The organism is Streptomyces sp. NPDC127117 (assembly GCF_042677325.1).
Classification (GTDB): Bacteria; Actinomycetota; Actinomycetes; order Streptomycetales; family Streptomycetaceae; genus Streptomyces.
In genome coordinates, this window is record NZ_JBHXTM010000036.1 from 18,814 (window position 1) to 33,693 (window position 14,880).

Here is a 14,880-nt window from a genome sequence, read left to right on the forward strand (position 1 = left end):
CGTCGTCCATGGTCCGCAGACGAGTCGCCCGTCGCACGACACCACTCATGTGCCACTCGTCGGCCGTCCCATGAGGCTGAGCCCCGCGTTGTGAACCACTTCCACCGAGTTGTCCGAAAAGCCGGTGGATCCGAAGAACCAGAACCCGACTACCCCTCACAATGCAGGACACGCCCTCTCCACCGGTGAGGCGTTCAGCGGTCCCGCCCATCACAACAGGAGGACGAAGCCCCGGCGAAGAGGACGAACGGCGAGAGCGGCACAATGGGCACCATGGACTCAGGACTTGCCGCACTGTTGGGTGCCGCCGTCGGCTCCGCCACCACTCTCGGGGCCGCGGTCGTCAACGGCCGTGCACAGGCACGGTCCCAGCATGCTCATTGGAGCCGCCAGCACCGCCGTGACGCATACGCCGGCTACCTCAGTGCTCTCCATGACCGCGACATCGCCATGGACGCCGTACTCGACGCGCTGCGTCCGGACGGTCCCGACCTGCCCGACGTCGACGAGAAGACAGGCCGCTTCATCGCCTTGGCTCGCGAGGTCCACCGCGCCACCGAAGTCGTCCTCCTCGAAGGGCCCGCCTCCCTCGCAAAAGCCACTGAACGGGTCGCCCACGCCTCCGCCGATCTCTCGCACATCATGCGCCGGATGGTCGAGAACGCCCGCGCCGGAGACACCACCGACAAAACCGAGGACACCGCCCTCGCCGCCGAACGGGAGCGAATCCTCTACCAAGCGGTCAAGGACTTCCGCCTCGCGGCACGCAACGTCATCGGCAATACCAGCTGACCTCTGCTCTTGACCGCGACCACCAGAGCACTCGACGACCTGCCCCGGCCCCGGCGTCCGGCAGGCCGGGGCCGAGGACATGGTGGGAACGCGGTTCGCGGTGGCGAGCGGGCCGTGCGGCTCAGCTATTTCTCTGTGGAGCAGGGGTCACAGCAAGCGGGAGCACGTTCGATGCAGATGGTGACGGAGTCGGTGTTGTTCGTGGGGTCGGGGTCCTTCTCGTTGGCAGTGGCGATGGCGGCGTTGGTGGTCAGACCGGGTGCGGTGGCTTTGGCTCGCAGCACGAGGGTTGCGCTGCCGGCTTCGGGCAGGTTCCCGACGGTCCAATGCCCGGTCGCCGGGTCGTAGGTGCCGAGGCTGGGTGCGGCGGACAGGAAGGTCAAGTTGTCGGGGAGTCGGTCGGTGATGGTGACGCCGGTTGCCTGGCTCGGCCCGGCGTTACGAACGGTGATCCGGTAGGTCACGGTCTGCCCGACGGTGACGGTGGTCTCGTCGGCTGCTTTGGTGACGGTCAGGTCGGCGGCCGGGTTGACCTCGGTGGCCGTCTCGTCGGAGGTGGCGGTCAGTGGCTCGGGGGTCGGTCCGAGGCGGTTCTCGTAAGTGGCCCCGGCGGTGTTCGTGATCTGACGGCCGGCGCTGACCAGGTCGATGGTGACCCGGTATTCCAAGGTGGTGCCGCCCGGCAGCGTCTCGGTGCTGGGCAGGCTGCCCGGCTCGGTACTGGAAGCTCCGTTGCCCAGGTGGAAGACCACTCTGTTCCCCTGGGCATCGAAGTACGCCTCGTCGTCACCGGTCCGGTCGGTCTTCGGTCCCGTGTTGGGACCGTCGACGATGCGCAAGGATCCGGGCAGGTACGTCGTACCGGCCGGAATGACGTCGGTCAGGGTCAGCGCCTCGGCCGCTCCGCCGCCCTCGTTCCGGGCGGTGATGCGGTAGGTGATGACATCACCCACCTCCAGTGGTCCTACAGGAACGGCGATCTTGGTCAACACCACATGGGGGGCGGTACCGAAGAAGACTCCGTCCAGGAAGTTCCCGATGGACTGGTTTCCCCCGGCGGCGGATACGGAGCGGAACGCGAAGCGGGTCAGCGTCTGGCCCGCTGGGACGGTGTAGGTGCCGGTGTAGTAGCCCCAGGCGGTGTTGCCGTCGGTGAAGCGTCGCTGCTCGACCGCGGAGCCCGGTACGCCGATGTCCAGAGCCATGGTGTCCTGGCCGGCCCTCCCCCGGTGGTAGAGCCGCCAGTACAGCTTGGAGCCAGGTGTGGTCGGCAGGTCCTGATAGAGCGTGGCGACCTGGCGTGCGTTCAGTTCGGCGAACTGGGAGCCATCCGCGGCCGGCACGCCATTGAAACCGGAACGCCACAGTTCGATCATGTGGTCGGTCGACGTGGTGAGCCAGCCCGGTACCCGCTTGGTCGCCTGGGACTGCGAGGCATCCGGCAGGATCTCGACGCCGGTGACGACGGGCTCTTCGAAGCTCCCATTGGCCAGTGCGATCCGGATCGGGGCGGGAGGAGGTGTGGTCACGGTTCCACCTTCACTTTCGGCGCTGCTGGACTCCGGCGACAACACCGTGGGACGTGCGTCGTGACGGAATCAGGACCGCCGAAATGACAGCGCAACTGAAGGGGTGCGGAGAATGAGCCTTCGATGGTTCTCCGCCAAATCGGAGCTAGGGGTTTCCCGGAGTCCGCGACTGCCGCCGATCGCGAAGCACTCGAATACACCGATGCGCCCGTGTCACTCGAAGCACATCGGTCCCACCACTGCCCACTGTCATCTGCACAAACGACTGAAAACGCCAGCGCGGGCCCCCTCGTTCACCCACTATGAGGGTGAGTCATCCAGCATTGAGTTGACTCTCCGGCCGATACGCATTCGCGCGCACACCGCGGCCCAGCACTTCTCGTCAAGGGGTAACCGGGCGGACAGCTCTCAGCCCGAAGTCTCGCTTTTGACCAGCGACGCATCCCGGGTCAGCTCCCGGAACCCGACGCCGTGATACAGCCCGCGCGCCCGAGGATGCCCCGGCGCACCGAGACAGGCGACCGCCATCTGCCTGGCCCGGCCGCCCGCGCCAGATGCATCCCGTGCAGAAGCATCCCTCTTGCCGGCCCCAGACACCGGTGGTCCGGATGTGTCCCGACCGGCTCGAACTCAGCGGTCCTGTTCACTTCGTCGAGCCACATGATCATCGAGGCCGCCATCGTTCCGTCCGCCACCTCCACCACGATGTGCAGGTCGCCACGGTACGGCGCGGTCCGCCGAATGCCCTGGCAGGCCTCGGCCGGCTCTCCCAACGCCGCATTACTGTTCACCAGGTCCGGACGGGTGGCGGTGAGACGCTGCGCCAGCCCTTGCATATGCTGCACGTCCGCAGCGGTCACCGGCTCGAGGTGCGCCACGGTGTCAGGACTCCGCGAAGCCGTCGAACCGTTCTCCGGGCGGCCCGGTGTCGGCGGTCAACAGCCCAGTGGGGAGCGCATCGTGGTGGCGGGCGGAACGATGGCGGACCGGGCACCCATGCCCTCGATGTCGTCGGCAGACCCCGGAGGACATCGACCGACGCGCCGCACGGCCGACAGGGCAGCGAAGGCCGTCAGCCATGGCATCGGGGCTGTTGCAGAAGCGGACCCCGACGACCATTACCCGAGAGGTAATCGTTGTGGGCAGTCAGGGTCGGAGAGAATGTGATCTCGCCGCGTCGACGCGCGGTTCCCGAACGGAAGGATTGGCCATGTCCTTGAACACGCCCACGACCACCCGCTCCGTGGTGCAGGAGTTACTGCGCCGGATCGGCGAGGGCGACCCGGACCACATCGCCGAGCTGTACGCCGAACGCGGCGACTGGAAACTGGACTGGCCGGAGTCCGAACACGGCCGGACTGCCACCCCATGGATCCGGCACCGGTGCACACGCAACGACGCCGCAGCTCACTACCGCGAGCTTGCGGAGCACCATGTGCCCGGGCAGGCCGCCACCCAGGTCGAGCGCATCCTCATCGACGGCAATGACGCGGTCGTGCTCGGCGAGATCCGCCAAACCGCCCGGTCCACCGGGCGCGCATACCGCGCGCGGTTCGCATTGCATCTCACGATCGAGCACGGACTGGTCACCCGGCACCACGTCTACGAGGACAGTCTCGCCGTTGCCCAGGCGTTCGACACGGAGAGCAGCGAGGCCCGGTAGCCACGTGCGGAGGGAGTGGTCTCAGCCACTCGTTGATGGTTGCGGACCGGCCCGGTCACCTCGTAACACTCGACCGGTGCTCAGTCGTGATATGGAGCGAGGTCGTCAGCCCGCCCCGCGAATGTCCGAAGCCAATGGTCGTCCGGCTCGGTGGTGATGCCCACATGTTGGGCGGCGCGAACACGGTGGACAGGGTGAACACGCCGAGCCGGGAGAAGGACGAGAGCCGTCGGCCGCCGCGAACCTGGACCGGGAGGAAACCGCCCCGTGCGTGGCCCCTGACCTGGCGCTCCGGGCCGGCTCGACGAGTCCTTTCGCTCTGGGCCCGCAGTCCGCGGTCCGCGACCCGAGTTGTGCCCCTTTTGCGCCTTGCATGCCTGTAAGTGGCCGGGAGGAGTCACGGCTTGGCGACCGCGACCGGTAGATCGGGTACGGCACCGGCTCGATACGATCCCACCGTGATCACTTCCACTGCTCGTACCACGGTCTTCGACATCGACGGCACGCTCTGCTTCGACGGACGAACGATCGACCGCCGGATCCTGACTGCCATCGAGGCTTGCGAGAGCGCGGGTTTCCAGCTGGTCTTCGCCTCTGCCCGGCCGGTCCGCGACCTCCTGCCTGTCCTCGACGGGGCCTTCCCCGGCGCCACGCTGATCGGCGGAAACGGCAGCCTCGTCTCTGTCGACGGCCGGGTCCGGGCGCGGGCCGCGTTCGAGGCCGGTGACCTCGGCAAGCTGCTGGTCGAGGCCGACCGGTTCCGGGCGGGCTACCTCGCCGACGGCCCGTGGGACTACGCCTACACCGGGCCGGACGGCCACCCGATCCTCGACCGCGTCGACCAAGGCCGCCTCGCCCGCCAGGTCGACCTCGCCGACCTCCCCGCCGTCGTGAAGTTCCTCGTGGTCGATGCGAGCGACATGGCAGCCCTCGCCGAGGCCGGCCGTACGCTCGGAATGACTGTCAATCACCACCTCGACGAGGCGATCATCGACTTCGCCCCGGGGACCACGAACAAGTGGGAGGCACTTTCCTCCTTGGGCATCGACCAGTACAACGCCTTCGGCAACGACATCAATGACCTCGACCTGCTGCGCAACGCGCGGCACTCGGTCCGCGTCGGCAATCACCCCGGTCTGGACGACGTAGCCCGTGTCACCGTCGCCCCCGACCCGGGCGCTGTCGCCGCCGAGATCTCCAGGCTTGCCGCAGTGACGCCCACAGCCTGAGAGCCGTGTCCCGGGTCAACTGCGACACCGCAGGAGGACGGCCGTGAAATGAAGCGGGGCGTGGTCGACGGCGGCGAGTCTGTCGGTGCGCATAGCCGGACCGGGCCGGGCCACGCCACTGCTTCGAGCGGTTGTCGATTGTGGATCTGGCAACGGGCTGCGGGATGATCGTGCGGACGTGCCGTCGGCGCAGATGCTCCCTGATCGTGTGTGACGAGTGCGCGCGGTCCGCGATCACCATGTGGGCCGCGGACGCGGGCGCCCGAGTCCGGCGCACGGCACGCGAAGCGCACCCATGATGCTCGCCAAGGCGGGCGAGTCTCCTGCATGGCCTGCTGTGGCGACGATCCTCGGCGGACGGGCGTGAGCATCGCCGGCCAAGTGGATCTTGGTGCTCAGCCCGCCGCGGAACCGGTCAATGGCGTGATCGGCGAGTTCAGGGCGACCGTTCTCACGTCCTGGCGTGCCGGCTGCGTGTTGACGGGCCCGGCGTACCGTCCCGTCGACCCAGCTCCTTCGGCAGGTCCCGTCAGGGCGAGCATGTACGGCACCGGCCGGAGCAGCTTCTACCGGACGTCGGTTCGCCCAATCTGTCGGTCTAATCCTTCCACGCACCACCATCCAGTTGTCCGGGCTCGTTCTGCTGGGAAGGCTCAGCGGCGCAAAGTGGTCTCCTGCTCCAGATGCGACAGCTTCTCGGGATTGCGCACGGCGTAGAGCCCGGTGACGAGGCCGTCGTCGATGCGCATCGCCATGACGGTGTCGATCTCGCCGGCCAGCCGGACGATCAGCGCCGGGTCACCGTTCACCTGTGTCGGCTGCAACGACATCGCGGCGGCGATCCTGCCCAGCACGCGGGCCACCTCGTCGGCCCCAACGACGGGCGTCAGCGCGGCCCGCACGACACCGCCGCCATCGGTCAGCAGGACGACGTCCGGTGCCAGGATGTCGAGCAGGCGTTGCAGGTCTCCCGTTTCGACCGCCCGCCCGAACGCCTCGACGGTGCGGCGGATCTCGTCGGCGGACGCGACCCCGCGCGGCCGGCGCGCGGCAACGTGTGCCCGTGCGCGGTGGGCGATCTGGCGGACCGCTGCCGGGCTCTTGTCGACTGCCTCGGCGATCTCGTCGTACTCGACGTCGAACACCTCGCGCAGCACGAACACCGCCCGTTCGGTCGGCGCGAGGGTCTCCAGTACCAGCAGCATCGCCATCGAGACGCTGTCCGCCAGCTCGACGTCCTCGGCCACATCGGGTGCGGTGAGCAGTGGTTCGGGCAGCCAGGGGCCGACGTAGGACTCCTTGCGGCGGCCGAGCGTACGCAGGTGGCTCAGCGCCTGCCGGGTGGTGATCCGAACCAGGTACGCACGCTGGTCCCGCACCGTGTCGAGATCGACGCCGACCCACCGCAGCCAGGTCTCCTGGAGCACGTCCTCCGCGTCGGCGGCCGAGCCGAGCATCTCGTAGGCGACGGTGAACAGCAGATTGCGATGGGCGACGAACGCCTCCGTGACGATGTCCATGAGGCCGTCATGTGCGTCCGGCTCGGACAGGCCCCTTGTCCGGTCGCTCGTTGTTCGGTCGTCCATCATCGGCTCCTGCCCGCTCGTTCGCTCTCAACTGTGCCGTGCACCAGACGCCGGCCCCCACCGCTTTGTGACACCCGCGACCGGTGACACACCCCACATCATCGTGCTGTCACAGGGATCGGGCCGTCGGCATCTTGTGTTCATCCAGTGCAGCAGCACGCAACACCACAACGGAGGACGACATCATGGAACCTCGCTTCAACCTGTTCGACAGCCCGACCGCCGCGAAGATCGCCAAGCGGTTCTACAGCACCTCGTTGGTCCTGGAGGAGTCGACGCTGCCGAAGGCCCTGCAGGAATTGGTGGAGCTGAGGGTCGGTCAGATCAACGGCTGCGGTTTCTGCGTCGACGCCCACGCAAAGGAGGCCGCGGCCGCCGGTGAGACCGCGCTCCGGCTCAACCTGGTCGCCACCTGGCGGCACAGCACCGTGTTCACCGAGGCCGAGCGCGCGGCGCTGGCGCTCGCCGAGGAGGGCACCCGGCTCGGCGACCACGGTGTGTCCGACGAGACCTGGGCCGAGGTGCGCAAGCACTACGACGACGACCAGGTCGGTGCGCTGGTCTGCCTGGTATCCCTGATCAATGCGGCCACCCGGATGAACGTGATCGTCCACAATCCCGGGGGTTCGTACGAGCCCGGCATGTTCGCCGGTACGTCGAACTGACCGGCAGGCAACACGCGACCCGCCTGGGATTGTTCGATCCGGGGCGGGTCGGCGTCTGCCACCGGGTACGCCCGGAGGCTGTCACCATCACCGTCAAATGTTCTGCCCTCAACCGAGGTTTCCTGTGAGCCAGGCCAGGAGGCGCGGCTTCTCGTCGCAGCCTCCTGGGCGGTCGGCTGCCAGGTAGTCGCTGTAGCGCACGGTCTTCATCGGCGCGTCACACTGTGGGAGCAGGATGGGTTGCCCCAGGTACCAGCCGGATACGAATACGGCAGCCAGGACGGCGGCGACTCTCACCCTGCGCGCGGTGAACCATGCGAGTGTCTGTATGGACATGGCCGACGAGCCTACCGGCCGATGGGCAGGAGGATCCTGCCGAGGTGAGCGAGACCGCCTGAGACGGTATGCGAATCGGAGCGATTCGGCTTGGACGGGTGCCGAAATCCGAAGACGCGACAGCTGATCCGCGTATGGATGGATCCGAGCCAATGGTTGCGGAGTGAGAGTCAGGAAGCGTTTCCTTTCTTTCGGTTGTCGTCGCCCGTTCGCTCCGGCAGGCGGCATGGTTTCCGACGTCGATACGTTCTGCCCGTCCGGCCCCCGAAATCGGGCGGGCAGAGCGCGATTACGGGAGGCGTCCGGGGGGGTTCGCGAGGCGACCGTAGCGCACGGCACCGCACCGCGCGCATGAGTGCCGACCCCGGGCGAGACCGAAGGCGACGGCGACCAGCGGGCCTTGTGGTTGCCCCGCACCCCAAGGTCCGTCGCCGCCCCACTGAGTGATGTTCGTCCGGGGCGTGCAAGGCTTCGTGTGTGAGTAACTCTGCAGCGGCCGCCATCTTCGTGACAGCCGAGCTGGACAAGGCGATACGTGCCGTGCGGGTTCTACTGGCGGTCGCCGACGTCACCGGCGCCGAGGTGGACTTCGAGGCGACAATCCATACGCCGGATGTCCTGAGCCGCGTACAGGCGGTGCTGCCCGGCCTTGAGTGGTGGGCGGTGGAGGGCAAGGAGCACGGCTCGTCGGAAGCTGGCGACGAGCCGGCGGAATGTCTGCCGATCAGAGTGTTCGACTGGTGTCGGCCATTGGACCGAGCCGAACCGTTCATCTCCGCTGTGGCCGACACCGCAGCGGCAATCCGCTGGGATCTGAACGCTTGGCCCGAGGTGCCCGAGGCGAACTTGGAAGTCGTCTCCCAGAAGTACGCCTACCTCACACTCACGGTCAACTCCCGGGACCTGTATCAGTATGAGCCGTCGCAGGACCACACCATTCACGTACACACCGATGGCGCGGACGGCAGTGATCGCCGCGTTGAATGGCTGGCGGGACGCATCGGCGGCAGGACCACCGGCCGAGTGGAATCGGCGCCGATCTGAAGCGTGTTCCAGAAGTGGAACCCGCAGGAGTCGAAAGCACGCTGGGTGACTAGACTCGGCTGCATGGCAACACCAGTGCTTCAAGCAGTTGAGGCGGACGGCACGACCTGGGACGACCCGTCCGAGGAACAGCTGCACGATCTGCTGGCCGGCATGAGCCTTGCACGGCGATTTGTCGTTGTGAGGCGGTTCGATTCGGAACCCGCCGACCAGCACTACATGCAGGTGTATCTCAATGATGACCTGAGCTATCAGGTGGAATACCGCGAGGGAGGGCCGGACAAGCACTTCCAGGCATGGGTACCCCGTAAGCACGAGGTCTTCGCGGTGAAACCTGTGGCCGAGGTGCTTCAGGGCTGGGCATGCGGGCGGCCCGGTTGGCGTGAGGCTCTTTCCTGGGCCCCATGGTCACCCACAGAGTCATGCGCCCGTCACCACCCCCTCACAACCACTCGTTGACGGCTGCAACCAGAACAGTTGCCTCGTAGCGGACGGCTGGTTCGTCGTACCTCGTGGCCACGGCCCGGTGCCTTTTCAGACGGTTGGTGCCGCACTCGACCGCACGCCTGGCCCTGTAGTCTTCCGGGGCGAACTTCGGCGGACGGCCGCGGAGAGAGCCACGGCTCTTGCGATTGCGGGCCTGGTTCCTGGTCGGCCTTGTCCGGGGTGGTGCAGCGGATCCTGCGGCGAGTCTCCACGACTGCCCTGCCGTCACCACGATCGCCATGGGCCTCTGGCCCTGCTCGACGGCCAGGTGCCGCTTGGTGGTGAAGCCACCGCGCGGACGTCCCGGCCCGCGATCACCGGGTTCGGATCATTCAGCGCTCAAAATCCACTTTCGGTACGGCCTGGTGGCTGTTTCGTTCGAATCATCAAGGGCTGCTGGGGACAGATTCAGGCACTTGACCGAACGCATACTCAGACGCGAGCCTTGCGATCAAATTTGGGCGGAGGCGACTGCACCGCGCAGGACTATGTGTCCTTGCCTTTGGCAAGCGGCGTGCGGAGACGTACACCGCGAACCAGGAGTGGGTGCCCGGGTGATCGCGTTCCTGATTGACGTGGTGGGGAGCCTCTTGATCTCTGGTTTCGGTGGGAGACGGCGGGCGAGGGCTCAGGCCCGCTCCTTCGCCGAAGGTAGTGAGGTCCTCTTCGAGGCATGCATCCTCGGCGACCGCCCGTATTGCAGTCCGGTCGTAGTCTTCCTCGCGGCCTCCAGGAATGCGCTGCACGTATCGCCCACCGAGGTGAAGACGCTCGCGCGTCGCGCTCTGCCGACCGAACACATTGAGATATGCCGGATCCGCAAGCGGACTCGATCCGACTCTCGGATCATCCGTCCCTTCTGGAACATCGCCGAGTGCCACGACGGGAGCGTCGGCTTCGTGGTCGCCTGCGCACCTGAGCACATGCGCTATTTCACCAGGGCACTCGGGCCAGAGTGGCCTGGGCTGAACACCGGAGTTGCCCACTGACTCGGATGGTCAGCGGGCAGACCAGATGAAGTTGCCGGCTATCCGGAGTTCGCGCCGTAGCCGCGGGTGAGAACACCGGCTCTCGGCAAAGCACGAGCAGTCCCCGAAGTGGGTACGCAGTAGAACCTGAGCGCTGAGCGGGTAGTCGGCCCCGTCGCGTCGTCGACCGCAGCTGGACTGCCTCGATCGCCGTCGGCGCCGAGTTCGCCCAACGCGTTCGGCGCCGGTCCGGGCCTCGTACCCTTCGGGGCGTAGCTGGGCAGGCACTCATTGCCGGCTCTCGCCTGTCCGCCGTCCCCCTGTTCCTGCGCCCCGTGCGATGTCGCTCCAGTAGGTACGCGGCCTGCGTGGCGCCGGCCGGCCGGCGAGTGAGAGTCCGGGCCCATGCAGAGGCGCAGCCCGGTGACCGCGGGGCCCCGGTGCGGCACCGGCCGGGTCAGTCTCAGGGACGGGGCCTTCAGCGCCCGGCCTGGTTCGGCGACGGCTCGTTCGAGCGACGAGCCCGGTGGTCAGTGCGGCAGCCTTCAGGCAGGACAGGTATGCCTTTCGCCCCCGCCCATCCTCACGACCTCGGCCTCGGCCTCGGCCTCGCACACAGCCATGCCCCTGTGCTTCCGGCCCGCCGGGGCCGCCTCCGTCATCGCCCTTGATTGCCCGAGCCGAGCAAAGAATGATACATTGATGTCTCAATTAAGACTCATACGTCTTACTCAACCCTCTGGAGTCTCAATGTCCCGCCCCGCCGTGATCCCGGTCGCAGACCGTGTGCACGCGCGCCGCTGGGTCGTCCTGGCGATCCTCTCCGGCAGCCTGCTGCTGATCGCCATGGACACCACGATCCTCAACGTCGCTTTCCCATCACTGGTCGCCGATCTTCAGCCGGGCGCCGTGGAGCAGTTGTGGATCATCGACGTCTATGCGCTCGCCCTGTCCGGACTGCTGGTGACCGCCGGCGCACTGGGTGACCGGTGGGGTCGCAAGCGACTCCTGCTCGTCGGTTTCGCTCTGTTCGCCGTGGCTTCGCTGGGCGCGGTGGCCGCCACCGAGGCGTGGCACGTGATCGCCGCCCGCGCACTGCTCGGTGTCGGAGGCGCCGCGATCATGCCCACCACACTGTCGATCCTGCGGCACGTGTTCACAGATGCCCGCGAGCGGGCGTTCGCGTACGCGGTATGGGCAGCGGTCATGGGAGGTGGCATGGCGCTGGGCCCGGTCGTGGGAGGACTCCTGGTCGAGGACTACGGCTGGCAGTCGGCCTTCCTGCTCAACATCCCCATCGCACTGGCCGTCATCGCCCTCGGTGCTTGGCTGCTGCCCGAATCGTTCGCGCCGCGCGCCGGGCGCTGGGACTGGACCGGCGTCGCCCAGTCCATCGTCGGCATGATCGCCCTGGCCGCCGGTATCAAGCAGCTCGGCAAGAGCGGGCTCACCGCGCCCCTGCCTTGGCTGCTGCTGGCACTCGCCGCCGTCGTCCTGACCCTGTTCGTGCGCCGCCAGTTGCGCCTGGCCCACCCCCTGCTGCACGTGCGTCTGTTCACCAGCCGCGCCTTCAGCGTCTCGGCCACGGTTCTCTTCCTGGGAATGGTCGCGCTCGGTGCGGTGCTGTTCCTGCTCACGCAGTGGTTCCAGTACGCGCAGGGCTACTCGCCTCTCCAGGCGGGACTGCGGGTGCTGCCCGCGCCCCTGGCCCTGGTGGTCACCTCCCTGCTCGCTCCGGCCCTCATGCGTACCTTCCCGATCCGCCATGTCATGGCATCCGGCCTGGTCCTGATGGCCGCGGGACTGGTTCTGCCCTGGCTGGCCCAGGACGGTGACGACCACCTCGGCTACCCCGTCATGGCGGCCGCCCTCGCCCTGATCGGCTTCGGCGCCGGGCTCGCCACGACGGTGGCTTCGGTCACCCTGATGGCCGCCACACCCAACGAGCACGTCAGCGGCGCGGCCGCGATCGAGGAGACCTGCTACGAACTCGGCGCCGCTCTCGGTGTGGCCTCCCTCGGATCGCTGGCCGGAGCCCTGTACCGAAGCAGCCTGCCCGCTTCCGTGCCGGCCGCTGCACACGACTCGGTGGGTGAGGGAGCCCACGCCGCCCAGGAACTCGGCGGCGCGCACGGCGCCTCGCTCCTGGAACAGGTCGCCCGCGCCTTCACTCACGGCATGACCCCGGCCTTCGCCGTCGGATCCGCCCTGGCACTGGTCGCCGCGGCGGCGGCCTGGGCCTGGATCCCCCGAGGCATCCGGCCCACCGAGAACGCACACTGATTGGTCCGTGACCGTCCGGACCGGCGACCGGTCCGGACCCGTGTCGGCCAACGGTCGGCAATCCCTGCAGCCGCCTCTGCCCTCGACAGTGCTCGTCGAGGGCAGAGGCGTGAGGCGTGAGGCGTCGCACCGAAGAGGGTACGTGTGTGAACGTTCAACCCACAGTGCGCCGTGGCGTTCCGCCGCTTCGGTGAACGCCACGTGCGAACGACGCCCGAGGCCGCCGCCACGGACCTCGCGTCGGCCGCCGTCACCGCCGCGTACTACGCCGGGGTGCCGCTCTACGGCATCAGGACAGCAGTTCTCCGTGTTCCGGCGATCGTCGGGCGGGACCGCGTGACCAGCCGGATGGGCCCCAGGGAGCGTGACCTGCTACGAAGGGCTACGCGGCCACAGAGAGGATCGCGTAGCCCGCCGTTCGCCATCGCTCTCGCTCTCGCTCTCGCCGTCGCCGTCGCCGTCGCCGTCGCAAAGTCACAGTAGCGATGGCCCGGGGCGCATTCCGGAGGGTGGATGACAAACCCCCGACAAGAGCCGCTCCCCCAACTCTGCTCACTCGGAAAGGACGGCGAGGTCGAGTCGCCGGAGGCGTGCGGGATCCGCGATCACTTGGTACGCGGCGATCCTGTCCTTCTCGATGGTGAACGTGAGCGCGATCAGCAGCCGACCGCACGGAGCTACCACGAGCCCCGCCGTACCGTCGACCAGGGCCAGTTCTGCGAGCTGCGACCTGTGCGCAAGCAGTGCGGTCCCCTCCGCCACGGCCCGCGCGCCGCGCAGCTCGGCGGGCGCGCCGGGTGGCAGCACCACGGGGTCGCTGCGGCGCACCACGTCGGGTGCGAGCACCGCAAGGATCGCGTTGAGGTCGCCGGCCCTGGCAGCCTTCAGGAATGCGGAGACGACCTTCCGCCGGCGGGCGAGTTCATCCGCCGAGACCGCAGGAGTGCCCCGTACCTTGTGGCGCGCGCGGCTGGCGAGCTTCTTGGTGGCCACGGGAGTGCGCTCCACGATGGGCGCGATCTGTCCGAACGGTACGGCGAACATGTCGTGCAGCACGAAGGCGACGCGTTCGGCGGGCTCAAGGGTGTCCAGTACGACGAGCAACGCGCGGCTCACCGAGTCGGCCAGCAGAGCGCTGTCCTCCGGTTGGCCGCCCTCAGCGGGCTCCGAGATCTGGTCGAGCACCTGCTGTTCGGCGAGGTCCTCCCTCCGTGATGCGCGGGCGCGCAGCATGTCGAGGCAGATGCGGGTCACCACCGTCCGCAGCCAGCCCGCCAGGTTGTCCACGGTGCCGACATCGGTCCGGCCCAGACGCAGCCACGCTTCCTGCACGGCGTCCTCGGCCTCGCTCGGTGAGCCGAGCAACCGGTACGCCACTGCCTGGAGCCGGCCGCGCTGCGCTTCGAAGCGTTCTGCCAGCCCATCGCATTCGTTCACCGGTCACCTTTCCTCGTCCCGACCCGTCACCTCTATGACGAGTACAAGCCGACTGAGGTGACAGGAGAAACCCATGGCGTCCTTGCTCCATCTGGATTCCAGTGCCAATCGCTCCGATGATTCGGTCAGCAGGGAGCTGACCTCGCTGTTCGCGGATACCTGGCGGGCCGCGCACGGCCCGACCGGGGAATGCGGTCGCTACCGCTACGTATACCGGGATCTGGCCGCCGATCCGGTCCGGCCGTTGGATACGGCCTACTGCACGCTGGGGCGGCGTCTGGAACGGAATGGCCTTCCTCCTCTGGCCGACGTCGGCACGTGGATTCGGAGCCCGGCGGAGGAACGGGAATGGGCGCTGACCCGCTCGCTGATCGCCGGGCTTCTGGCCGCCGACACTGTTGTGATCGGCGCCCCGATGTACAACTTCTCGGTATCCGCCCTGCTCAAGGCATGGATCGACCGGGTGGGATTCCCCGGCGTATTCACGGACCCGGACACCGGGGCCAGTCTGTTGCGCGCGACGAACGTTGTGGTGATCGCAACGCGGGGCGGGGCCTACGGCCCGGGTACTCCGCGGGAAGCCTGGGACTTCCAGACGCCGTACCTACGGACCTACTTCGGCAAGCAGGGCGTGACCGAGGAGAACATCCACTTCGTCAGCGTCGAGATGACGATGGCCGGAGTGGTGCCTCACCTGGCCCACCAGCAATCGTCGGCGGCGGACTCGTTGGCTTCGGCACGGGCGGAGGTGACCGCGCTGGCCGCCACCGTCGGCCGCTCGGCGAGCCGCACTGCCGTGTGAGGGCAGCTCCGGTCGTACGAGAGACGTGGGCATCGGCATCTCCTGCTCCTGTGCGCCCAC

The 14,880-nt window shown here is 67.8% G+C and carries 14 protein-coding genes; 9 read left to right on the forward strand and 5 right to left on the reverse strand.

Going from position 1 to position 14,880, the window contains the following annotated elements; all coding sequences use genetic code 11:
• The first annotated feature begins 273 nt into the window (after positions 1 to 273).
• Entirely contained in the window at positions 274 to 792 is a 519-nt protein-coding gene (locus tag ACFVH0_RS27380; protein ID WP_385824352.1) for a proline dehydrogenase, read from the forward strand.
• Between the two features lie 125 nt (positions 793 to 917).
• Here the strand turns inward: ACFVH0_RS27380 and ACFVH0_RS27385 are convergent, their stop codons facing one another.
• A complete protein-coding gene (locus ACFVH0_RS27385) occupies positions 918 to 2,321 on the reverse strand; it encodes a hypothetical protein (protein WP_385824354.1) in 1,404 nt (467 codons plus the stop codon).
• A gap of 449 nt (positions 2,322 to 2,770) precedes the next feature.
• Entirely contained in the window at positions 2,771 to 3,199 is a 429-nt protein-coding gene (locus ACFVH0_RS27390) for a hypothetical protein (RefSeq protein ID WP_385824356.1), read from the reverse strand.
• A 332-nt stretch (positions 3,200 to 3,531) separates the two neighbouring features.
• Between ACFVH0_RS27390 and ACFVH0_RS27395 the strand changes: the two genes are divergently transcribed.
• Both ACFVH0_RS27395 and ACFVH0_RS27400 read left to right on the forward strand, forming a co-directional pair.
• Positions 3,532 to 3,984 (forward strand): nuclear transport factor 2 family protein, encoded by a 453-nt coding sequence (locus ACFVH0_RS27395; RefSeq protein WP_385824358.1) that lies wholly within the window; start codon positions 3,532 to 3,534, stop codon positions 3,982 to 3,984.
• Positions 3,985 to 4,442: 458 nt separating this feature from the next.
• Positions 4,443 to 5,213, forward strand: a complete 771-nt coding sequence (locus tag ACFVH0_RS27400; protein ID WP_385824360.1) for an HAD hydrolase family protein — start codon at positions 4,443 to 4,445, stop codon at positions 5,211 to 5,213.
• Between the two features lie 653 nt (positions 5,214 to 5,866).
• Here the strand turns inward: ACFVH0_RS27400 and ACFVH0_RS27405 are convergent.
• Positions 5,867 to 6,799, reverse strand: a complete 933-nt coding sequence (locus tag ACFVH0_RS27405; protein WP_385824361.1) for an RNA polymerase sigma-70 factor — start codon at positions 6,797 to 6,799, stop codon at positions 5,867 to 5,869.
• A 185-nt stretch (positions 6,800 to 6,984) separates the two neighbouring features.
• On the opposite strand from ACFVH0_RS27405, the gene ACFVH0_RS27410 reads away from it, so the two are divergent.
• Positions 6,985 to 7,464 carry a carboxymuconolactone decarboxylase family protein gene (locus tag ACFVH0_RS27410; RefSeq protein WP_385824363.1) on the forward strand — a complete coding sequence of 160 codons (480 nt, stop codon included), beginning with the start codon at positions 6,985 to 6,987 and terminating at the stop codon, positions 7,462 to 7,464.
• Between the two features lie 108 nt (positions 7,465 to 7,572).
• Here the strand turns inward: ACFVH0_RS27410 and ACFVH0_RS27415 are convergent, their stop codons facing one another.
• Entirely contained in the window at positions 7,573 to 7,800 is a 228-nt protein-coding gene (locus ACFVH0_RS27415) for a hypothetical protein (protein WP_385824366.1), read from the reverse strand.
• A 477-nt stretch (positions 7,801 to 8,277) separates the two neighbouring features.
• Here ACFVH0_RS27415 and ACFVH0_RS27420 point away from each other — a divergent pair, with 477 nt between their 5' ends.
• The 4 genes from ACFVH0_RS27420 to ACFVH0_RS27435 all read left to right on the forward strand — a co-directional run bounded on the left by ACFVH0_RS27420 (position 8,278) and on the right by ACFVH0_RS27435 (position 12,581).
• Complete coding sequence (locus ACFVH0_RS27420) at positions 8,278 to 8,844, forward strand: hypothetical protein (protein ID WP_385824368.1); 567 nt, start codon at positions 8,278 to 8,280, stop codon at positions 8,842 to 8,844.
• A gap of 63 nt (positions 8,845 to 8,907) precedes the next feature.
• Positions 8,908 to 9,303, forward strand: a complete 396-nt coding sequence (locus ACFVH0_RS27425) for a hypothetical protein (protein ID WP_385824370.1) — start codon at positions 8,908 to 8,910, stop codon at positions 9,301 to 9,303.
• A 581-nt stretch (positions 9,304 to 9,884) separates the two neighbouring features.
• Positions 9,885 to 10,319: a hypothetical protein gene (locus ACFVH0_RS27430; protein WP_385824372.1), complete on the forward strand. Its 435-nt coding sequence runs from the start codon at positions 9,885 to 9,887 to the stop codon at positions 10,317 to 10,319.
• Between the two features lie 729 nt (positions 10,320 to 11,048).
• On the forward strand, positions 11,049 to 12,581 hold the full coding sequence (locus ACFVH0_RS27435) for an MFS transporter (RefSeq protein ID WP_385824374.1): 1,533 nt from the start codon (positions 11,049 to 11,051) through the stop codon (positions 12,579 to 12,581).
• A gap of 552 nt (positions 12,582 to 13,133) precedes the next feature.
• Here ACFVH0_RS27435 and ACFVH0_RS27440 read toward each other — a convergent pair.
• Entirely contained in the window at positions 13,134 to 14,018 is an 885-nt protein-coding gene (locus ACFVH0_RS27440; RefSeq protein ID WP_385824376.1) for a sigma-70 family RNA polymerase sigma factor, read from the reverse strand.
• Positions 14,019 to 14,091: 73 nt separating this feature from the next.
• On the opposite strand from ACFVH0_RS27440, the gene ACFVH0_RS27445 reads away from it, so the two are divergent.
• Complete coding sequence (locus ACFVH0_RS27445) at positions 14,092 to 14,820, forward strand: FMN-dependent NADH-azoreductase (protein ID WP_385824378.1); 729 nt, start codon at positions 14,092 to 14,094, stop codon at positions 14,818 to 14,820.
• Positions 14,821 to 14,880: the final 60 nt, after the last annotated feature.